The sequence below is a fragment of the Pseudomonas sp. HTZ2 genome (assembly GCF_033173945.1).
Taxonomy (GTDB): domain Bacteria; phylum Pseudomonadota; class Gammaproteobacteria; order Pseudomonadales; family Pseudomonadaceae; genus Aquipseudomonas; species Aquipseudomonas guariconensis.
Genome location: NZ_CP137332.1, coordinates 186294 through 203880 on the forward strand (window position 1 = coordinate 186294; position 17587 = coordinate 203880).

A 17587-nucleotide genomic window follows, 5' to 3' on the forward strand; every position below is an offset into this window, starting at 1 on the left:
TATCCTAGTGCGGGTCATCCTGTCAGCGATGGACCCATGAAAGACACGCTCCCCACCCGCTACGCCTGTCTGGCCGCCTGCCTGTTGTTCACCTTCGCCAGCATTCCATTTCTTGCCCAACACAGCTGGCTCTGGCCGCTCACCCTGCTCACTGTCCTGCTCAGCCTGGTCGGTCTCAATGACCTGCGCCAGAGCCATCATGCCGTGCGCCGCAACTACCCGATCCTGGGCAACATCCGTTACCTGATCGAGACCATTCGGCCGGAGATCCGCCAGTACCTGATCGAGGGCGACGACGACAAGCTGCCGTTCTCCCGCTCGCAGCGCTCACTGGTCTATGCCCGCGCCAAGAACGAGAGCGCCGAGAAGGCCTTCGGCACACTCAACGATGCCTACAAGCCGGGCTTCGAATTCATCAGCCATTCGATGGTACCGGTGCAGACGCCCGACCCGGCGTCGTTTCGCATCGACATCGGTGGCCCGCACTGCCGGCAGCCGTATTCGGCGTCGATCTTCAACATTTCGGCCATGAGCTTCGGCGCGCTCAGCGCCAATGCCATCGGCGCCTTGAACAAGGGCGCGCGCCTGGGCCGCTTCGCCCACGACACCGGCGAAGGCAGCATCAGCCCTTACCACCGCGAACACGGTGGTGACCTGATCTGGGAAATCGGCAGCGGCTACTTTGGCTGCCGTACCGAAGAGGGCCGCTTCGACCCGGTGCGTTTTGCCGAACAGGCGCGCGATCCCCAGGTGAAGATGATCGAACTCAAGCTAAGCCAAGGCGCCAAGCCCGGTCATGGCGGCATCCTGCCTGGGCACAAGGTCAGTGTCGAGATTGCCGCCACCCGTGGTGTGCGGGTCGGCGAGGACTGCATTTCGCCAGCCGCGCACAGTGCCTTCCACACGCCGCTGGAGCTGCTGCATTTCATCGCCCGCCTGCGTGAGCTGTCTGGCGGCAAGCCGGTGGGCTTCAAGTTCTGCCTGGGCCATCCCTGGGAGTTCATGGCCATCGCCAAGGCCATGCTGGCCACCGGGATCACGCCCGACTTCATCGTCGTCGACGGCAAGGAAGGTGGCACCGGTGCCGCACCGCGGGAGTTCAGCGACAACATGGGCGTACCCATGCGTGAAGGGCTGATGTTCGTGCACAACACACTGGTCGGCCTGAACCTGCGTGACCGCGTGCGTATCGGTGCAGCCGGCAAGATCGTCAGTGCCTTCGATATCGCCAGTACGCTGGCCATCGGTGCTGACTGGGTCAACTCGGCACGGGGTTTCATGTTCGCCATTGGCTGCATCCAGTCGCAGAGTTGCCACACCAACAAGTGCCCTACCGGCGTGGCCACCCAGGATTCGCTGCGCCAGCGCGCCCTGGTGGTGCCGGAAAAGGCAGAGCGAGTGGCGAGCTTTCATCGCAATACGCTGCATGCCCTGGCCGAGATGCTTGCGGCGGCAGGCCTGGAGCATCCTTCGCAGCTCAAACCCAAACACCTGGCAAGGCGTATCAGCCCGAGCGAGATCAGCCTGTTTTCCCAATTGCACCAGTTCCTCAAGCCCGGCGAATTGCTCAGCGGCTCGATCGAGAACGAGTTCTATGCGCGGATGTGGCGGATGGCCCGCAGCGACAGCTTCGCGCCGCAAACCGCAGACAGCGTTGCGCCAATGGCAGCGGTACGCCGAAAAGAAACAGCCCCGGCATGAGCCAGGGCTGTTCGGGACGCGAGTACGGGATCAGAAGACGTTGATCGGGTACTCGACGAAGACGCGGACTTCGTTACCGCTGATGTTGTACTCGCTGGATTTCTGCGAGACACGCAGGATGGAGCTGCGCAGTTTGACGCTCAGGTCCTTGGCTGCACCGCTCTGTACCACGTACTTGAGCTGGTTGAAGATCTCGCGCTCGGTACCGCCGGTGCTGGTCGAAGTGGTGATGTTATCGCCACGAACGTACGCAACGTTGTAGGTCAGGCCTGGAACACCGAAGGCGGTGAAATCAAGACCGTAGCCCAGCTGCCAGCTGCGCTCGTCTTCGGCGTTGAAGTCGGACCAGTAGGAGTTGGCCAGGAAGATGGTGCTGCCGCCATCGCCTACGCGGCGTTGGTCTTTCTGGTAACCGCCGTAGGCGTAACCCAGGTTGCTGTCGCCGGTCGAGCGCTGATGGGCCAGGGTGAACGAGTGCGGACCGGTGGCGAAGGTCGCTGCCAGGCTCCAGATCTTGTTGTCGTCGCCGGTGATACCGTTTTCGCGGACATAGGAGTTGTCCAGCTTGGTGCGGTAGCCGTTGAAGTCCAGGGTCAAGGACTGATCCTTGCTGATCGGGAATACGTAGTTGGCGCCCACGTATTGCTTCTTCAGCACGTCTTCGACATCGGAGGCATACAGCGCAGCAGTGAACTGGTCGGTGAACTTGTAGCTACCGCCCAACACGTTGATCGACTTCAGGCCACCGCTGTCACGACCTTCGGCGCTTTTGCGCGATTCAGCAGTGAAGCGACCGGCATTGAGCTCAAGACCTTTGATCTCCTTGGAGGTGATCAGGGTACCGGTGTAGCTTTCCGGGAGCAGACGCGCGTTGTCGTAGTTCAGAACAGGCAGCGTAGGCATCTGGTCACCGTACTTCAGTACAGTGTTGGAGACACGGAACTTGACCGCTGCGCCACCCTTGGAGAGGTCATCGGCAGCGTTGCCGCTGTCGCCTTTCTTGAAGAAGTCGATCCCTTGCGCGCCGGAGTGGCCCTTGCCGCCATCCAGGCGCACTGCGTACAGACCGAATGCATCAACACCAACGCCCACGGTGCCTTGGGTGAAACCGGACGAGAAAGTACCGATCGCCGCCTGGCCCCACTCGGATTTGTCCTTGTTGCCGTCCTTGTAGTCGCGGTTCATGTAGGCATTGCGCAGCAAGACGTTCAGCTGGCTGTCTTCAACGAAGCCCTTGCTTTCGGCCTGGTCGTTGGCCTGGGCCTGGGTCGCGGCGATCATCGCCAGAGCGACCAGGCTGATCCTGGTTTTCAACATCTTGTTTTCCTTATTTCTGAATTTTTAAACGCTCTGCAACCTGACGCCAGGAACCAACGCCCCTTCGTAGGTTCGACGCTATGCGGATCCAAAACTGAAAAAAGCCCGTCATGTGACATGCAGCGGGCTTTGTACAACAGCATGGCCAAGTCATGGCCAGCAGGCGTTGGGCGAATCCTAGCCCCGGCTGATTCGAGATGTCAAAAAATCGTGAAAGGCAGATGCTTATAACCAGATTCACGACAACAACCCGTGAATTTCTGGAGAAATCCGCACAGCATTAGGTTTTTTCCCTATGGCGCAGGCCCGCCCTGTGTTGCCATCTTGCGCTTCCAACGCTCGCGGTAGCCCCGAAAGTGGGTTGAGTATTTTTTACAAATAGAAACACCTGTAAAGACAACACCTTACAAATTACCCAAGCGACCACTAATAGCACTCGTTATCATTCGCACTCAATTTTCATTTATTGTTTTGCGGATTCTCAATGTCGGTACCCTCCCACCTTCCCTCTTTATCCTTTGGCCTGTCGCTACTGCTTGGAGCAAGCCTGGCCAGCGCCGCCACCACCACCCTGCCGGAGCTCTCGGTCACCGCCGACCGCGAGCGCGAAGACGACAATCCTCGGGTTCACGAAGTCAGCACGGCAACCCGCACCTCTACCCCGGTTCGCTACGTGCCACAGGCCATCGACACGGTGAAGACCCACAACGTCCTCGACTACGGCAGCTTCAGCCTGGGCAAGGCACTGGAGGGCATTCCCAACGTCAGCAGTGGTGCCGATACCCGCTTCGACAGCTTGCGCATCCGTGGCTTCGACGCCAGCAACGACTTCTATCTGGACGGCGTACGCGATGACAGCCAATACGTGCGCGACCTGCACAACATCGAACGGGTCGAAGTACTCAAGGGGCCAGCGGCGGTTCTCTATGGCCGTGGCAGCCAGGGCGGTATCGTCAACCGGGTCAGCAAGGCCCCGGAGCACGGCCGGCGCTCGAGCATCGAGGCCCAGGGCGGTAGCGAAGACCTGCGCAGCCTGTATGCCGATCTGAGCGCTGACCCGACCGATACCCTCAGCCTGCGCCTGAACCTCGGTAATGCCGACAACAACAGTTTCCGCGACGGCATCGACGGCAGCCGCCAACTGTTCGCACCGTCCATGAGCTGGCAGCTGACCCCGCAGCTGAACTGGCTGGTGCAATACGAATACAGCCGCTACAACCGCACCCCCGACCGCGGCATTCCTGGCGATCCGCAGACCGGGCGCCCCGTCGATGTCAGCCGTCATACCACCTACGGTGATACCCAGCGCGACTTCATCAATGACCGTGCCCAGTCGCTGCGCTCGCGCCTGAACTACGAGCTCAATGACCAGTGGCAACTGCGCCATACGTTCAGCCTGTTCAATCTGGAGAGCGACTTCGACAACACCTACCTCACCGGCTACATCCCTTCCACCGGCCTGGTGAGTCGCCAGCGCTGGCAGCAGGACCTGAGCACTCGCAATCTATTCAATACCTTCGAGGCCGAAGGTCATCTGCAAACCTTCGATCTCGAGCACACCCTACTGGTGGGCCTGGAGCTGGGCGAACAGCGCCGCAATTCGTTGTTGCATCAAGGGGTCGGCGTGCCTTCCGTACCGCTGGGAGGCTCCAGTGGGCAACACCAGCACACCGGTGCGCTGAAGGTATCGAGTAACAACCACACCCGCGTGGAAAGCGCTGGCCTCTATGTGCAGGACCAGATACGCCTGAACGATCAATGGCAACTGCTGGCAGGCGTGCGCTTCGATCGCTTCGAGGTGCAGACTACGAGCAAAGTGAAGAACCTCACGGAAACCCAAGAGAGCACCAGCACCAGCCCGCGCGTGGGCGTGGTCTATTCCCCATGGCGCGAGCACTCGTTCTATGCGTCCTGGAGCAAGACCTTCTCACCGGTCGGTGGAGGCCTGATCGGCATCACACCTGGCGCTCCGGGCAATGGCAACGATGCAGGCCCTGAGCTCACTCGGCAGAAGGAGATCGGGGTCAAGAGCGATTGGTTCGACGAACGCCTGAGCACCACCCTCGCCCTCTACGAGCTGGAGCTGTACAACCGCCGTACCCGCGACCCGAACAACCCCGAGCTCATCCAGCTCAGCGGCGAGCAGCGCTCAAGAGGCATCGAATTGACTGTCATGGGCAATGTCACCGGCAACTGGTACGTGCGCGGCGGCATGGGGCTGCAGGATGCGACCATCGTCAAGGACAACAATGGCCAGCAAGGCAACCGCATCAACGATGTGGCCAAACGCAACGGCAGTCTCTTCGTCACCTGGAAACCAGAGCTCGGCTGGTACGCCGAAACCGGCCTGACGCTGGTAGGCGATCGATTCGCCGACAACCAGAACACCGTCAAGCTGCCCGGCTATGGCCGCTGGGATGCGCTGGCGGGCTACCGCACCCACGATTGGGATGTGCGCGCGGCCTTGAGCAACCTCACCGACAAGACCTACTACAGCTCGGCCACCAGTGCCAGCCAAATCCAGTTCGGTGAACCACGCAGCCTGGTGGTGACCGGTACCTACAGCTTCTGATTCAGGTATCCGATCTCGTCAGGCCAGCCAAGGCCGAAAAAAAACGCCACCGCGATAAACACGGTGGCGTTTTCGTTTGGGCGAGCGTGCACCCAATCAGTGCCAGACGGCCATCAACGCTTCCAGCTCAGCCTCGCTGATCAGGCCCTGCGGATATCGCCCATCCAGTAGACGCCGTGGATCGTCCGACTTGAAGCGATAGCCTCCATGGCTTTTCAACCATTGGGCCAGAATCTTGAGCGATTCGTGGTCCATCACCGAGGAAGGCATAGCCGACTCACTTGCTGCATTCATGTCCACACGTACTCCAGGTGCCGTGAGCGGCTAACTTACGTTGGTTTTATTACAGAACAGCAAAGCTGCTATCTGACTGAAACACCTGAAAAACAATACAAGACATATGCCATCGCCCCCCTCCGGTAATCGGCAGCCACAAAAAAGCCCGTCAATGGACGGGCTTTTTTGTGATCGGGGGTTTAGCGCTTGACCGGCGCCGGCTGTTGCTGGGTCAGGCAGTGGATGTTGCCGCCACCCAGAAGCAGCTCACGGCCTGGAATCATGACGACTTCGTGGTCCGGGAAGACTTTGGCCAGGATCGCTCTGGCCTGGGCATCAGCGGGGTCATCGAAGCTCGGGGCGATGATGCCGCCATTGACGATCAGGAAGTTGACATAGGAGCCGGCCAGACGCACGGACGGGTCACGCTCCTGGCTGCCAGCCACATGGTCGACGCCTGCGCACTCTTGCTCAGTGGCGTACAGCGGGCCCGGGATCGGCATTTTGTGCACGACGAATTCACGGCCTTTGGCATCGCGGCTGTTTTTCAATACCTCGTATGCGGCGTGGCAACGCGCATAGTTGGGGTCGTTGGAATCATCGGTCCAGGCCAGTAACACTTCGCCTGGGCTGACGTAACAGCAGAAGTTGTCGACGTGCCCGTCGGTCTCGTCGTTGTACAGCCCGTCCGGCAGCCAGATGATGGTTTCGACGGCCAGATGCTCACGCAGAATGTCTTCGATCTGCTCGCGATTGAGGTGCGGGTTGCGGTTGCGGTTGAGCAGGCACTCTTCGGTGGTGATGAGCGTACCTTCACCGTCCACATGGATCGAACCGCCTTCGAGTACGAAGCCCTCGGTGTGGTAACGCTGGCAGCGCTCCATTTCCAGGACCTTGGCCGCCAGTTCCTCGTCACGGTTCCAGGGCGCGTACAGGCCGCCGTCGAAGCCGCCCCAGGCATTGAAGCCCCAGTCCACACCCCGCACTTCGCCATGGTCGTTGATGACGAAGGTCGGGCCGGTGTCACGCACCCAGGCGTCGTCGTTGCTGATTTCCACCACGCGGATGTTGGGGACATCGAGCTGACGACGGGCGTTCTCGTACTGGCCGGCAGAGACGGCGACGGTAACCGGCTCGAAGCGGGCGATGGCCTTGGCAAGCGTCACATGCGCAGCTTGCGCCGGCTTGCCGCCCAGGCGCCAGTTGTCCGGGCGCTCTGGCCAGACCATCCAGACCTGGGTTTGCGGCGCCCATTCGGCGGGCATATGGAAACCGTCGGCACGCGGGGTCGAGTTGAGGGTTTTCATCGGTAACCTCTGCGAGGGCCCGGCGCCGATTGCGCCAGGTCATTGATAAAGAGGGCAGCTTACTCAGAAGCGGCCGTGCGTTAACCATTATATACTCGATAAAAATCGAACTTAAAAGCTGAAAGACAAATTATTGGGTCATAAAAAAGCCACCTAAGCCGATAACAATCGACTCAGGTGGCTCGATGACCTCGACTTAAAGCGCTTCGGACAGAATGCGGTCCACGCTGTCGACGAAGTAATCCACGCTCGCCCGGGTGGTGCACATGGGCGGCTTGATCTTGAGGATATTCAGGTAGTCCCCGGTGGGCTGCATGAAGATGCCCAGATCGCGCAGGCGATTGCACAAGGTCATGGTCTCTTCGGTGGCAGGCTCCAGCGTCTGGCGATCGCGCACCAGTTCAAGACCCAGGTAGAACCCGGAGCCGTGGGCAGCCCCCGCAAGTGGATGTTTATCGACCAATGCCTCCAGGCGCGCCTTGAAGTAACGGCCCACCTCGCGGGTGTTCTCCCAAAGGCCTTCCTCCTGCATGACATCCAGCACTGCCATGCCGATCCGGCAACTGACTGGGCTACCACCGGCCGATGAGAAGAAGTAACCCTCAGCCTCCAGGGCCTCGGCAATCTCCCGCCGGGTAATCACCGCGCCCAGTGGCTGACCGTTACCCATGCCCTTGGCCATGGTGATGATGTCCGGCACCACGCCCTGCTCCTCGAAGCCCCAGAAGTATTCGCCGAGGCGACCATAGCCGACCTGCACCTCGTCAGCGATGCACACCCCGCCCCGGGCACGGACCTTCGCGTAGGCCTCGCGCAGGTAGCCCGCCGGCAGCGAGATCCCCCCGGCATTGCCGTATACCGGCTCGCAGATGAATCCGGCCAGCTGCCGCCCCCGGGCATCGAGATCGGCCAGCTTGGCGTCGACATCCTGCAGGTAATCAGGTGCGCTGTCCGGCCCACGGAAACGTCCGCGGAAAGTGTTCGGTGCCTCCACCGGATGCACCCAGTCCGGCCGGGTTTCCAGCGCCTGCGGGTTGTCGGCGATGGAGGTGGAAATGGCGTCGGTAGCCACCGACCAGCCGTGATAGGCCTCCAGCACACTGAGCAAATCGCGCCCACCGCTGTAGGCCCAGGCCAGGCGGATGGCCAGGTCGTTGGCCTCGGTGCCGCTGTTGACCAGGAACACCCGGTCGAAGCCTTCCGGCGCCAACGCCAGCAGTCGCTCCGAGAACTCGGCTATCGCCGCATAGTGGAAGCGCGAGTTGGTGTTGACCAGCGACCACTGGCGCGCCGACTCGGCGGCCATGCGCGGATGCCCATGGCCCAGCACTGCGACGTTATTGAGCATGTCCAGGTAGGAGCGGCCCTGCATGTCGATCAAGTAGTTGCGCCAGCCCCGCTCGATATGGGGTGGCTGCGCGTAGTAGTGCTTCTGCGAGCGGGCAAAGCTGGCGTCACGGCGAGCCAGCAGGGCCTGGGCGTCGACCAAGGGCTCGGCGTCGCAATCGAAGCCCAGCAAGGCGCGGGGGGACGGGCACACCGCCAACCAGGCCTGGGCATGGGATGGTTTGGCGAAGAACGGCGGCTGATGTTGGTGATCCCGGCTCAACTGGACGCTCAGGAAGCCGCAGGTCAGCCCCAGGGTTTGCCCCTTGGCCAATGCCTGGCCGTCCTGCGGCGCTTCTTCCAGCCCTGCCAGCCATAGGCTCCAGTCGGATGTGCGCAGCCGACCACGGCCCTCGCCGGTGCGCTCCCAGACACCTGCCTGCGGTGCCTGCAACGCGGTGCCGGCGGGCACGTTCAGTTCCACCCCCAAAGCGCAGGTGGCGGGCTCCTCGGGACGATCGATGTGCGTCTGTGACAACCGGTACTGCCCGTGCAGGGTGCACGCCGGCCCGGCCTGCCCGGTCAGCAGCCGCTGGTCGAAACCGGGCTGCTCCCAATTACCGGCTTCGCAATGAGGGCTGAGCACGCCCAGGTCGATGCGCGCCACCGCCTCGTCGGCCAAGGTCGGCATCAGCGGCGCACAGTCCGAAAGGGTCAGCGGCGCGAGGGCGTGCCCTGCGGCCTGGAGAATCGCAGCCTCCATCAGGGCAAAAGGCACGGCGCTGGCGGTGTCGAAGATTTCCCACTCATGGGCGATGTTGTCGAGGATGTACTGGTTGCCAGGCTCTACCTGCAACTGCTGTTCGCTGCTGAGCACCAGCACGGCCGCGCGCATCAGCACCAATGGCCACAAGGCTCGCAGCTCGGCCTCCTGCAGCGGATTGATCGCCTGGTACGCCTGGATCGCCGGCAGGATACGCAGCGGGTCGCCTTCGGCGTGGTGCAGCAGGGCAGCACAGGTCACGGACAAGTCGGCGATACGCCAGGTACGCACCAGATCGCCGAAGTCGATGACGCCCTGCAATTGCCACTGGCGCCCGGCATCACGCGCCCAGACCGCATTGTCATCGGTGATGTCCAGGTGCACGGCCTGGGCCGGCAGGTCATCGGCCAATGGCTGCAAGCGTTCGGCGGCCAGCCCGGTGAGTTGCTGCACACGGGCTCGACGGGACGGGTCTTGCAGTACCGGCAGCAAATGCTCGATCAGTGCCTTAGCGTGGCGCGGGTCCCACTGCAGGTTGCGCTCGAGGCCGGGATGATCGAAATCGGCCAATGCCCGGTCGACACGCGCGCACAGCTCGCCCAGTTCAGCGATCAGGCGCGGCTCCATGTGTTTGAGACGCGTCAGTGGCTGGCCCTCGATGTAGTCGAGCAGGCGCACCCGCAAAGACTGGCCATCGATGTCCACCGCTAAAAGATCCTGGCCATCGCCTGCCCGACGCACGGCCGGCACTGGCAAGCCTTGCTCCCGCAGGTAGGCGAGTGCCGCGTGCTGCGCTTCGAGCTCCACCTGCGCATAGCTGGCGTGGCAGGCCTTGAGCACGAAGCGGCCTTGTTCGCTGTCGAGCAGCAGGTTCAGGTCCTGCTGACTGCCCAACGGCTGCAAGGGTCCGTCCAGGTCGTAGTGCGCGCGCAGCAGGGCATGGGCCTGGGCTTCGCTCAGCGAAGGGTTGGGCTGGCGGGAACGCTGGATCAGGGTGCTCAAGGGCATGGAGTGGAACCTCGGTTTTTTTTGTCGCTTATATCGCCACTGCTGCTGCCGATATACAAGAGGCTGGCGATAAAAGCCTTGGTTACAGCAAGGCAGTTCCAAACTGTCCGGCCTTGCCGGACAATGCCGCCGCACGAACAAAGGGCCAGACCGCAGCGACCCGGCCGACACGCTAAGCTCCACTGGAGCTTCCTTCAGACCCAGAGGTTCTTTCAGATGCGAATTCTCGTCACCGGTGGCGCCGGTTTCATTGGCTCTGCCCTGATCCGCCACCTGATCGACAATACCGAGCACGAGGTCCTGAACCTCGACAAACTCACCTACGCCGGCAACCTGGAGTCGCTGCAACGCATCGCCAGCAATACCCGCTACGAACTCGTCCAGGCCGATATCGCCGATGCGGCTACGGTCAGCGCCGTGCTGGAGCGTTTCCAGCCCCACGCGATCATGCACCTGGCCGCCGAATCCCACGTGGACCGCTCCATCGATGGCCCGGCGGAGTTCATCCAGACCAACATCGTCGGCACCTACACCCTGCTCGAAGCCACCCGTGCCTGGTGGAGCCGCCTGCCATCGCAGGCACGCGCGGCGTTTCGCTTCCACCACATCTCTACTGATGAGGTCTACGGCGACCTGCATGGTGCACACGACCTGTTCACCGAGACCACGCCCTACGCGCCAAGCTCGCCCTATTCGGCAAGCAAGGCAGCGTCCGATCATCTGGTACGCGCCTGGCACCGGACCTACGGGCTGCCTGTGCTGGTTACCAACTGCTCGAACAACTACGGCCCGTACCACTTCCCCGAGAAGCTCATCCCACTGATGATTCTCAGCGCCCTCGCCGGCAAACCGCTGCCGGTGTACGGCGATGGCCAGCAGGTGCGCGACTGGCTGTACGTCGACGACCACGCCCGTGCCCTGCTCAAAGTGGTGACCGAAGGCCAGGTCGGCGAGACCTATAACATCGGTGGCCACAATGAGCAGAAGAACATCGATGTCGTGCACGCCATCTGCGCGCTGCTAGAGGAACTGGCGCCTGAACATCCAGCGGGCGTGGCCCGCTACACTGACCTCATCACCTTCGTCCACGACCGCCCAGGCCACGACCTGCGTTATGCCATCGACGCCAGCAAGATCGAGCGGGAGCTGGGCTGGGTGCCGGAAGAGACGTTCGAGAGCGGACTGCGCAAGACCGTACAGTGGTATCTGGACAACCTCCAGTGGTGCCGCCATGTCCAGGATGGCAGCTACCAGGGTGAGCGCCTGGGACATTCCAATTTCAAGGACCTGATCGCATGAGCAAAGGCATCGTCCTGGCGGGGGGCTCCGGCACCCGCCTGCATCCCATCACGCTTGGCGTTTCCAAGCAGCTGCTGCCCATCTACGACAAACCGATGATCTACTACCCGGTCTCGGTGCTGATGCTGGCCGGCATCCGTGACATCTTGCTGATCTCCACCCCCCGGGACCTGCCACAGTATCGTCAGTTGTTCGGCGACGGCAGCCAGTTCGGCCTGCGTATCAGCTACGCCGAGCAACCCTCCCCCGACGGTTTGGCCCAGGCCTTCCTGATTGGCGAGCAGTTCATTGGCAACGATCCGGTGTGCCTGATCCTGGGCGACAACATCTTCCACGGTCAAAGCTTCACCGAGCAGCTGACCCGTGCGGCCAGCCATCCCACGGGCGCGACGGTGTTCGGTTACTGGGTCAAGGACCCGGAGCGCTTCGGTGTGGTCGATTTCGACGAGCAAGGTCGAGCACTCTCGATCGAGGAAAAGCCTGCCGAGCCCAAGTCCAGCTATGCCGTCACCGGCTTGTATTTCTACGACAACGACGTGATCGAGATCGCCAAGGGCCTGCGCCCCTCCCCTCGTGGCGAGTTGGAGATCACCGACGTCAACAATGCCTACCTCAAACGCGGCGACCTGCGCGTGGAGCGTTTCGGTCGTGGCTTCGCCTGGCTGGACACCGGAACCCACGAGAGCCTGCTGGAAGCCTCGCAGTACGTGCAGACCATCGAGAACCGCCAAGGCCTTAAAGTTGCCTGCCTGGAAGAAATCGCCTACCAGAAAGGCTGGATCACCCGCGAGCAGCTGCTGGCCAAGGCAAACGAACTGAAGAAGACTGGTTACGGTCAGTACCTGAGCAAAATCGCCGAAGAGCCCGCATGAACATCATCCACACCGACATCCCCGACGTGCTGATCATCGAACCCAAGGTGTTCGGCGACAGCCGGGGTTTTTTCCTCGAGAGCTTCAACGCCAGGGATTTCGCCGCTCACACCGGCCTGGACATCACCTTCGTCCAGGACAGCCACTCCTATTCGCGCAAAGGCGTGCTGCGCGGCCTGCATTATCAGGTCGAGAATACCCAGGGCAAGCTCGTGCGCGTGGTGCGCGGCGAGGTCCTGGACGTGGCCGTCGACGTACGTCGCAGTTCCCCGACCTGCGGCCGCTGGGTCGCCGCGCGCCTGTCGGCCGAGAACTTCCGCCAGATGTGGGTGCCGCCAGGGTTCGCCCATGGATTCGTGGTACTAAGTGAAGAAACCGAGTTCCTCTACAAGACCACCGACTACTACAACCCCGCAGCCGAGCGCTGCATCCGCTGGGACGACCCGACCCTGAACATCGACTGGCAACTGCAGGCGCCGCCGCAGCTGTCGGCCAAGGACCAGCTTGGCAAGCTGTTCAGCGAGCTCGACCTGCTGCCATGAAACCATTGAAGATCCTCGTTTGTGGCCATAACGGCCAACTCGCCCAAGCCTTGCGCCCGCAGTTGACCGACCTGGGCGAGGTACTGCTGCTCGGACGCGACCAGCTCGACCTGGCCAATCCCGAGCAACTGCGTGAACCGCTGCGCCGATTGGCCCCCGACCTGATCATCAACGCCGCCGCCCACACCGCAGTGGACCAGGCCGAGAGCGAGCCGGAGCTGGCGTTCGCCATCAACGCCGAAGGCCCGCGCGTGTTGGCCGAGCAAGCAGCGCGACTTGGCGTGCCGCTGATCCACTACTCCACCGATTATGTCTTCGACGGCGACAAGCCCACTCCCTACACCGAGGCGGACACACCCAACCCGCTGGGCGTCTATGGGCGCAGCAAGCTGGCTGGCGAACAGGCCATCAGCGCGGTGGGCGGCGAGCACCTGATCCTGCGCACCAGCTGGATCTACTCGCGGCATGGGCGCAACTTCCTGCTGACCATGCAACGCCTGCTGCAAGAGCGCCCGCAGCTGCGGGTGGTCGACGACCAAGTCGGCGCGCCGACCTGGGCCGGCACCCTTGCCGTCAGCACCCGCGCACTCATCGAGCGTTGGCAGGCAGGCCAGGCCGGCGCCTGGGGCCTCTACCACCTGACAGCGCAAGGCGAGACGTCCTGGTTCGGCTTTGCCCAGGCCATTGCCGAACACCTGCGTGCCCAAGGCCTGCCCTGCGCCGAGTTGCTGCCGATCCCGTCCAGCGAGTACCCGACACCTGCGCGCCGGCCGCTGAACTCGCGCCTGGACTGCTCGCGCCTGGCCCGTGAGTGGCAGGTCCAACAACCGCACTGGCACCAAGCGCTGATCGACTGCCTCAAGTAGCGCATAATTGCGCCAGATCCTTCTGGCGCATCCCTTGATGATTTCGACCTCCACGCCTCCACGCCGTCCCCGCTGGCGCAGCCTCGCCCTGCTGGCCCTGTGCCTGGCTCCGCTGCTCTGGCCGCTGCATCACCTGGCCGAGCGTTACTACCAGGAGGAACTGGCCTCACAAAACCGCCAGACCCTCGACCTCTATGTCGCCAACCTGCTGGGCACCCTGCACCGCTACGAGACCTTGCCGCAGATCCTAGGCGACCTGCCAGCCCTGCGCGGTGCGCTCCACGACCCGTTCAAGACCGAAGCGGTGACCAACGCCAACCGCCTGCTCAAGGAGATCGTCGAGCAAACCGGCGCCGAGGTCATGTATCTCATGGACGTCAGCGGCAATACCCTGGCCGCCTCCAACTGGGACAAACACGACAGCTTCGTGGGCCGCAACTTCGCCTTCCGGCCGTACTTCCTCGAAGCCATGCAGGGGCGCCTGGGAAGATTCTTCGGCCAAGGCACCACCTCGGCCAAGCGTGGCTATTTCTTCGCCGCTGCCGTGCACGAGCGGGACAAGATCGTCGGCGTGCTGGTCGTCAAGGTTGACCTGGACCACACCGAAACCCTGTGGGGTCGCACCCCAGAGCAACTGCTGCTCACCGACCAGAATGGCGTAGTGGTGCTGACCTCGCGACCTGACTGGCGCTTTCGCGCCACCCGGGCGCTGACCGCCGCCGAGCGCGAGGCGATCATCGCCATCCAGCCCTACCCGACCCAGGCCCCGCAGCCGCTCAACCTCGACACCGCTGCCTGGCTGATCCAGACCCGCAGCATCAAGGAAACCGGCTGGCAAGTCAGCATCCTCGCCCCGCGCACGCTGGTCGACCGCTCCGTGCAGACGGTCATGGCCATCGGTGCGGCCGCCTTGCTGGTGCTGATGCTGCTGGCAGGCCTGGTGATGCAGCGCCGACGCCACTACATCGACCGTATCGACTTCGAAGCCCGCGGCCGCCAGGAGCTGGAAAAGCGCGTAATGGAGCGCACCGCCGACCTCGAAGGCCTCAACACCCGTCTGAAGAAGGAAGTACTTGAGCGAGAACAGGCCCAACAGGAGCTGGTCCGCGCTCAGGACGAGCTAGTCCAGGCCGGCAAGCTGTCGGTGCTGGGCACCATGTCGGCCAGCATCAGCCATGAGCTCAACCAGCCATTGGCCGCTATCCGCAGCTATGCCGAAAACGCCGAGATCCTGCTCGATCATCAACGCATCGAAGATGCCCGTGGCAACCTCAAGCTGATCGGCGAGCTGACCGGGCGCATGGCCTCGATCATCACCCACTTGCGTGCATTCGCCCGTCGCGACCGCCACGCCCCGGAAAGCGTCGCCCTGCAACCGGCGCTCGATGACGCCCTGGCGTTGCTGGCCAAGCGCCGCCGGGCCATGGCCGTGGAGCTGGTCCGCGACCTACCCGACGCCACACTCTGGGTCCAGGCCGGCGAAACCCGCCTGCGCCAGGTGCTCGGCAACCTGCTGGCCAACGCCCTCGACGCCCTGACCGAGAAAGCCAACCCGCGCAAGCTGTGGCTCAGTGCCGAAACCCGCGACGGCTACGTCTACCTGTACATCCGCGACAACGGCCCAGGCTTCAGCAGCCAGGCCCTGGAGCACGCCAAGGAACCCTTCTTCACCACAAAGACCCGCACCCAAGGCCTGGGCCTGGGCCTGGCGATCTGTGAAAGCCTGATGCGAGCCCTGGGTGGCGAACTGCTGCTCGGCAACCACCCGGAAGGCGGCGCACTGCTCACCCTGCAGCTGCGCGTGGCCACGCCCGGCGCGAACCTGCAACCTTCGGAGGACCCCTCGGCATGACGACCGAGACACTCATCGACAGCCGCACCCAGGTCATCCTGGTGGACGATGACCCGCACCTGCGCCAGGCCCTGGGGCAGACCCTGGACCTGGCCGGCCTGAAAGTCGTGACGCTGGCCGACGCCCAGGGCTTGGCCGAGCGCATCGCTGCGGACTGGCCTGGCGTGGTGGTCAGTGACATCCGCATGCCCGGCATCGATGGCCTGCAACTGCTGGAGCAACTGCATGGGCGTGACAGTGACCTGCCGGTGCTGCTGATCACCGGCCACGGCGATGTGCCGCTGGCCGTGCAGGCCATGCGCGCCGGGGCCTATGATTTTCTCGAAAAGCCCTTTGCCAGCGATGCCCTGCTCGACAGCGTACGCCGCGCCCTGGCCTTGCGCCGTCTGGTGCTGGACAACCGTAGCCTGCGCCTGGCCCTGAGCGACCGCCAGGAGCTGTCCACGCGTCTGGTTGGCCAGTCGCCGGCCATACAGCGCCTGCGCGAGCAGATCGGCGCCCTGGCCGCCACCCGCGCGGACGTGCTGATCCTCGGCGAGACCGGCGCCGGCAAAGAGGTGGTGGCCCGTGCGCTGCACGACCTGTCGAGCCGCCGCGAGGGGCCTTTCGTGGCGATCAACGCCGGTGCCCTGGCCGAGTCGGTGGTCGAGAGCGAGCTGTTCGGCCATGAACCCGGCGCCTTTACCGGCGCGCAGAAGCGCCGCATCGGCAAGTTCGAGTTCGCCAATGGTGGGACGTTGTTCCTCGATGAAATCGAAAGCATGAGCCTGGAGGTGCAGGTAAAGCTGTTGCGCCTGTTACAGGAGCGGGTGGTGGAGCGCTTGGGTGGCAACCAGCTCATCCCATTGGACATCCGCATCATCGCCGCCACCAAGGAAGACCTGCGCCAAGCCGCCGACCAAGGGCGCTTTCGCGCCGACCTGTATTACCGCCTGAATGTGGCACCGCTGCGCATCCCGCCGCTACGCGAGCGTGGTGACGATATCCTGGTGCTGTTCCAGCACTTCGCCGATGCCGCCAGCGCACGCCATGGCCTGCCGGCCCACAGCCTGCAACCGGCCCAGCGTGCCCTGCTGCTGCGTCACGACTGGCCAGGGAACGTGCGCGAGCTGCAGAACGCTGCGGAGCGCTTCGCACTGGGTCTGGAGCTGGCCCTCGACGGCCAGGCGCCCAGCACTCACACAGCCCACGAAGCTGAGCGCAGCGGCACGCTCAGCGAACAGGTCGAACAGTTCGAGCGATCATTGATCGCCGCCGAGCTGGCCCAACCCCACAACTCCCTGCGCAGCCTCGCCGAAGCCCTCGGCATCCCGCGCAAGACACTGCACGACAAGCTGCGCAAGCATGGCCTGAATTTCGAAGGCGGCGCCAGCGGACACGACGATCAGGAGGAAACCCGCCCATGACCACCGACAGCCAGTACCTGCAGTCCGTACTGCACAGCGACATTCCCCTGACCCGGGAGATGGGCATGGAAGTCATTGGCTGGGAGAACCACTGCCTGCGCCTGCAATTGCCGTTGGCGCCCAACGTCAATCACAAGAGCACCATGTTCGGTGGCAGCCTGTATTGCGGTGCGGTGCTGGTGGGATGGGGCTGGTTGCACCTGCGCTTGCGTGAGCTGGGAATCGATGACGGGCATATCGTCATCCAGGAAGGCCAGATCAGCTACCCGCTGCCGGTAACCGACACGGCCGTGGCACGCTGCGAAGCACCGGAAGACAAGACCTGGGAGCGTTTCGTGGCGATGTACCAGCGCCGCGGACGGGCTCGCCTGACCCTCGAGACGATCGTCTGCAACGCGGGCAGCGATGAGCCCGCCGTGAAGTTCAGCGGACAATACGTGTTGCATCGCTAGGCTTGCCGCTGCCGGGGGACGCCTTGAG

At 63.1% G+C, this 17587-nt stretch carries 13 protein-coding genes; 9 read left to right on the forward strand and 4 right to left on the reverse strand.

Annotated elements, in window-relative coordinates; all coding sequences use genetic code 11:
* Window positions 1–36 precede the first annotated feature (36 nt).
* Entirely contained in the window at window positions 37–1701 is a 1665-nt protein-coding gene (locus R6G97_RS00845; RefSeq protein WP_317847698.1) for an FMN-binding glutamate synthase family protein, read from the forward strand.
* Window positions 1702–1731: 30 nt separating this feature from the next.
* Here the strand turns inward: R6G97_RS00845 and R6G97_RS00850 are convergent, their stop codons facing one another.
* A complete protein-coding gene (locus tag R6G97_RS00850) occupies window positions 1732–3018 on the reverse strand; it encodes an OprD family porin (RefSeq protein ID WP_043208349.1) in 1287 nt (428 codons plus the stop codon).
* Window positions 3019–3502: 484 nt separating this feature from the next.
* Here R6G97_RS00850 and R6G97_RS00855 point away from each other — a divergent pair, with 484 nt between their 5' ends.
* Window positions 3503–5590: a TonB-dependent receptor gene (locus R6G97_RS00855; protein ID WP_317847699.1), complete on the forward strand. Its 2088-nt coding sequence runs from the start codon at window positions 3503–3505 to the stop codon at window positions 5588–5590.
* A 96-nt stretch (window positions 5591–5686) separates the two neighbouring features.
* Here R6G97_RS00855 and R6G97_RS00860 read toward each other — a convergent pair whose 3' ends face one another.
* The 3 genes from R6G97_RS00860 to R6G97_RS00870 form a co-directional block, all read right to left on the reverse strand.
* The gene (locus R6G97_RS00860) at window positions 5687–5884 is read right to left on the reverse strand and encodes a hypothetical protein (protein WP_043208344.1); all 198 of its coding nucleotides are present in this window, start codon (window positions 5882–5884) and stop codon (window positions 5687–5689) included.
* A gap of 182 nt (window positions 5885–6066) precedes the next feature.
* On the reverse strand, window positions 6067–7173 hold the full coding sequence (gene aguA, locus R6G97_RS00865) for an agmatine deiminase (RefSeq protein WP_043208342.1): 1107 nt from the start codon (window positions 7171–7173) through the stop codon (window positions 6067–6069).
* A 196-nt stretch (window positions 7174–7369) separates the two neighbouring features.
* Window positions 7370–10270 (reverse strand): aminotransferase, encoded by a 2901-nt coding sequence (locus tag R6G97_RS00870; RefSeq protein ID WP_317847700.1) that lies wholly within the window; start codon window positions 10268–10270, stop codon window positions 7370–7372.
* Window positions 10271–10486: 216 nt separating this feature from the next.
* On the opposite strand from R6G97_RS00870, the gene rfbB reads away from it, so the two are divergent.
* From rfbB to R6G97_RS00905, 7 genes are read left to right on the forward strand one after another with little or no spacing between them, the layout of a single operon-like run.
* A complete protein-coding gene (rfbB, locus tag R6G97_RS00875) occupies window positions 10487–11569 on the forward strand; it encodes a dTDP-glucose 4,6-dehydratase (RefSeq protein WP_102081114.1) in 1083 nt (360 codons plus the stop codon).
* Window positions 11566–12441, forward strand: coding sequence for a glucose-1-phosphate thymidylyltransferase RfbA (gene rfbA / locus R6G97_RS00880; protein WP_043208337.1), 876 nt, complete (start codon window positions 11566–11568; stop codon window positions 12439–12441). Before rfbB ends, rfbA begins: the two co-directional genes overlap by 4 nt.
* Complete coding sequence (rfbC, locus tag R6G97_RS00885; RefSeq protein WP_043208335.1) at window positions 12438–12983, forward strand: dTDP-4-dehydrorhamnose 3,5-epimerase; 546 nt, start codon at window positions 12438–12440, stop codon at window positions 12981–12983. The genes rfbA and rfbC overlap by 4 nt, the downstream gene beginning before the upstream one ends.
* Before the next feature lie 5 nt (window positions 12984–12988).
* Window positions 12989–13849 carry a dTDP-4-dehydrorhamnose reductase gene (rfbD, locus tag R6G97_RS00890; protein ID WP_043208367.1) on the forward strand — a complete coding sequence of 287 codons (861 nt, stop codon included), beginning with the start codon at window positions 12989–12991 and terminating at the stop codon, window positions 13847–13849.
* 37 nt (window positions 13850–13886) lie between these two features.
* Complete coding sequence (locus R6G97_RS00895; protein ID WP_090344345.1) at window positions 13887–15701, forward strand: sensor histidine kinase; 1815 nt, start codon at window positions 13887–13889, stop codon at window positions 15699–15701.
* Window positions 15698–17107, forward strand: a complete 1410-nt coding sequence (locus R6G97_RS00900) for a sigma-54-dependent transcriptional regulator (protein ID WP_182816679.1) — start codon at window positions 15698–15700, stop codon at window positions 17105–17107. The genes R6G97_RS00895 and R6G97_RS00900 overlap by 4 nt, the downstream gene beginning before the upstream one ends.
* A complete protein-coding gene (locus R6G97_RS00905) occupies window positions 17104–17559 on the forward strand; it encodes a thioesterase domain-containing protein (protein WP_182816681.1) in 456 nt (151 codons plus the stop codon). The genes R6G97_RS00900 and R6G97_RS00905 overlap by 4 nt, the downstream gene beginning before the upstream one ends.
* The last annotated feature ends 28 nt before the right edge of the window (window positions 17560–17587 follow it).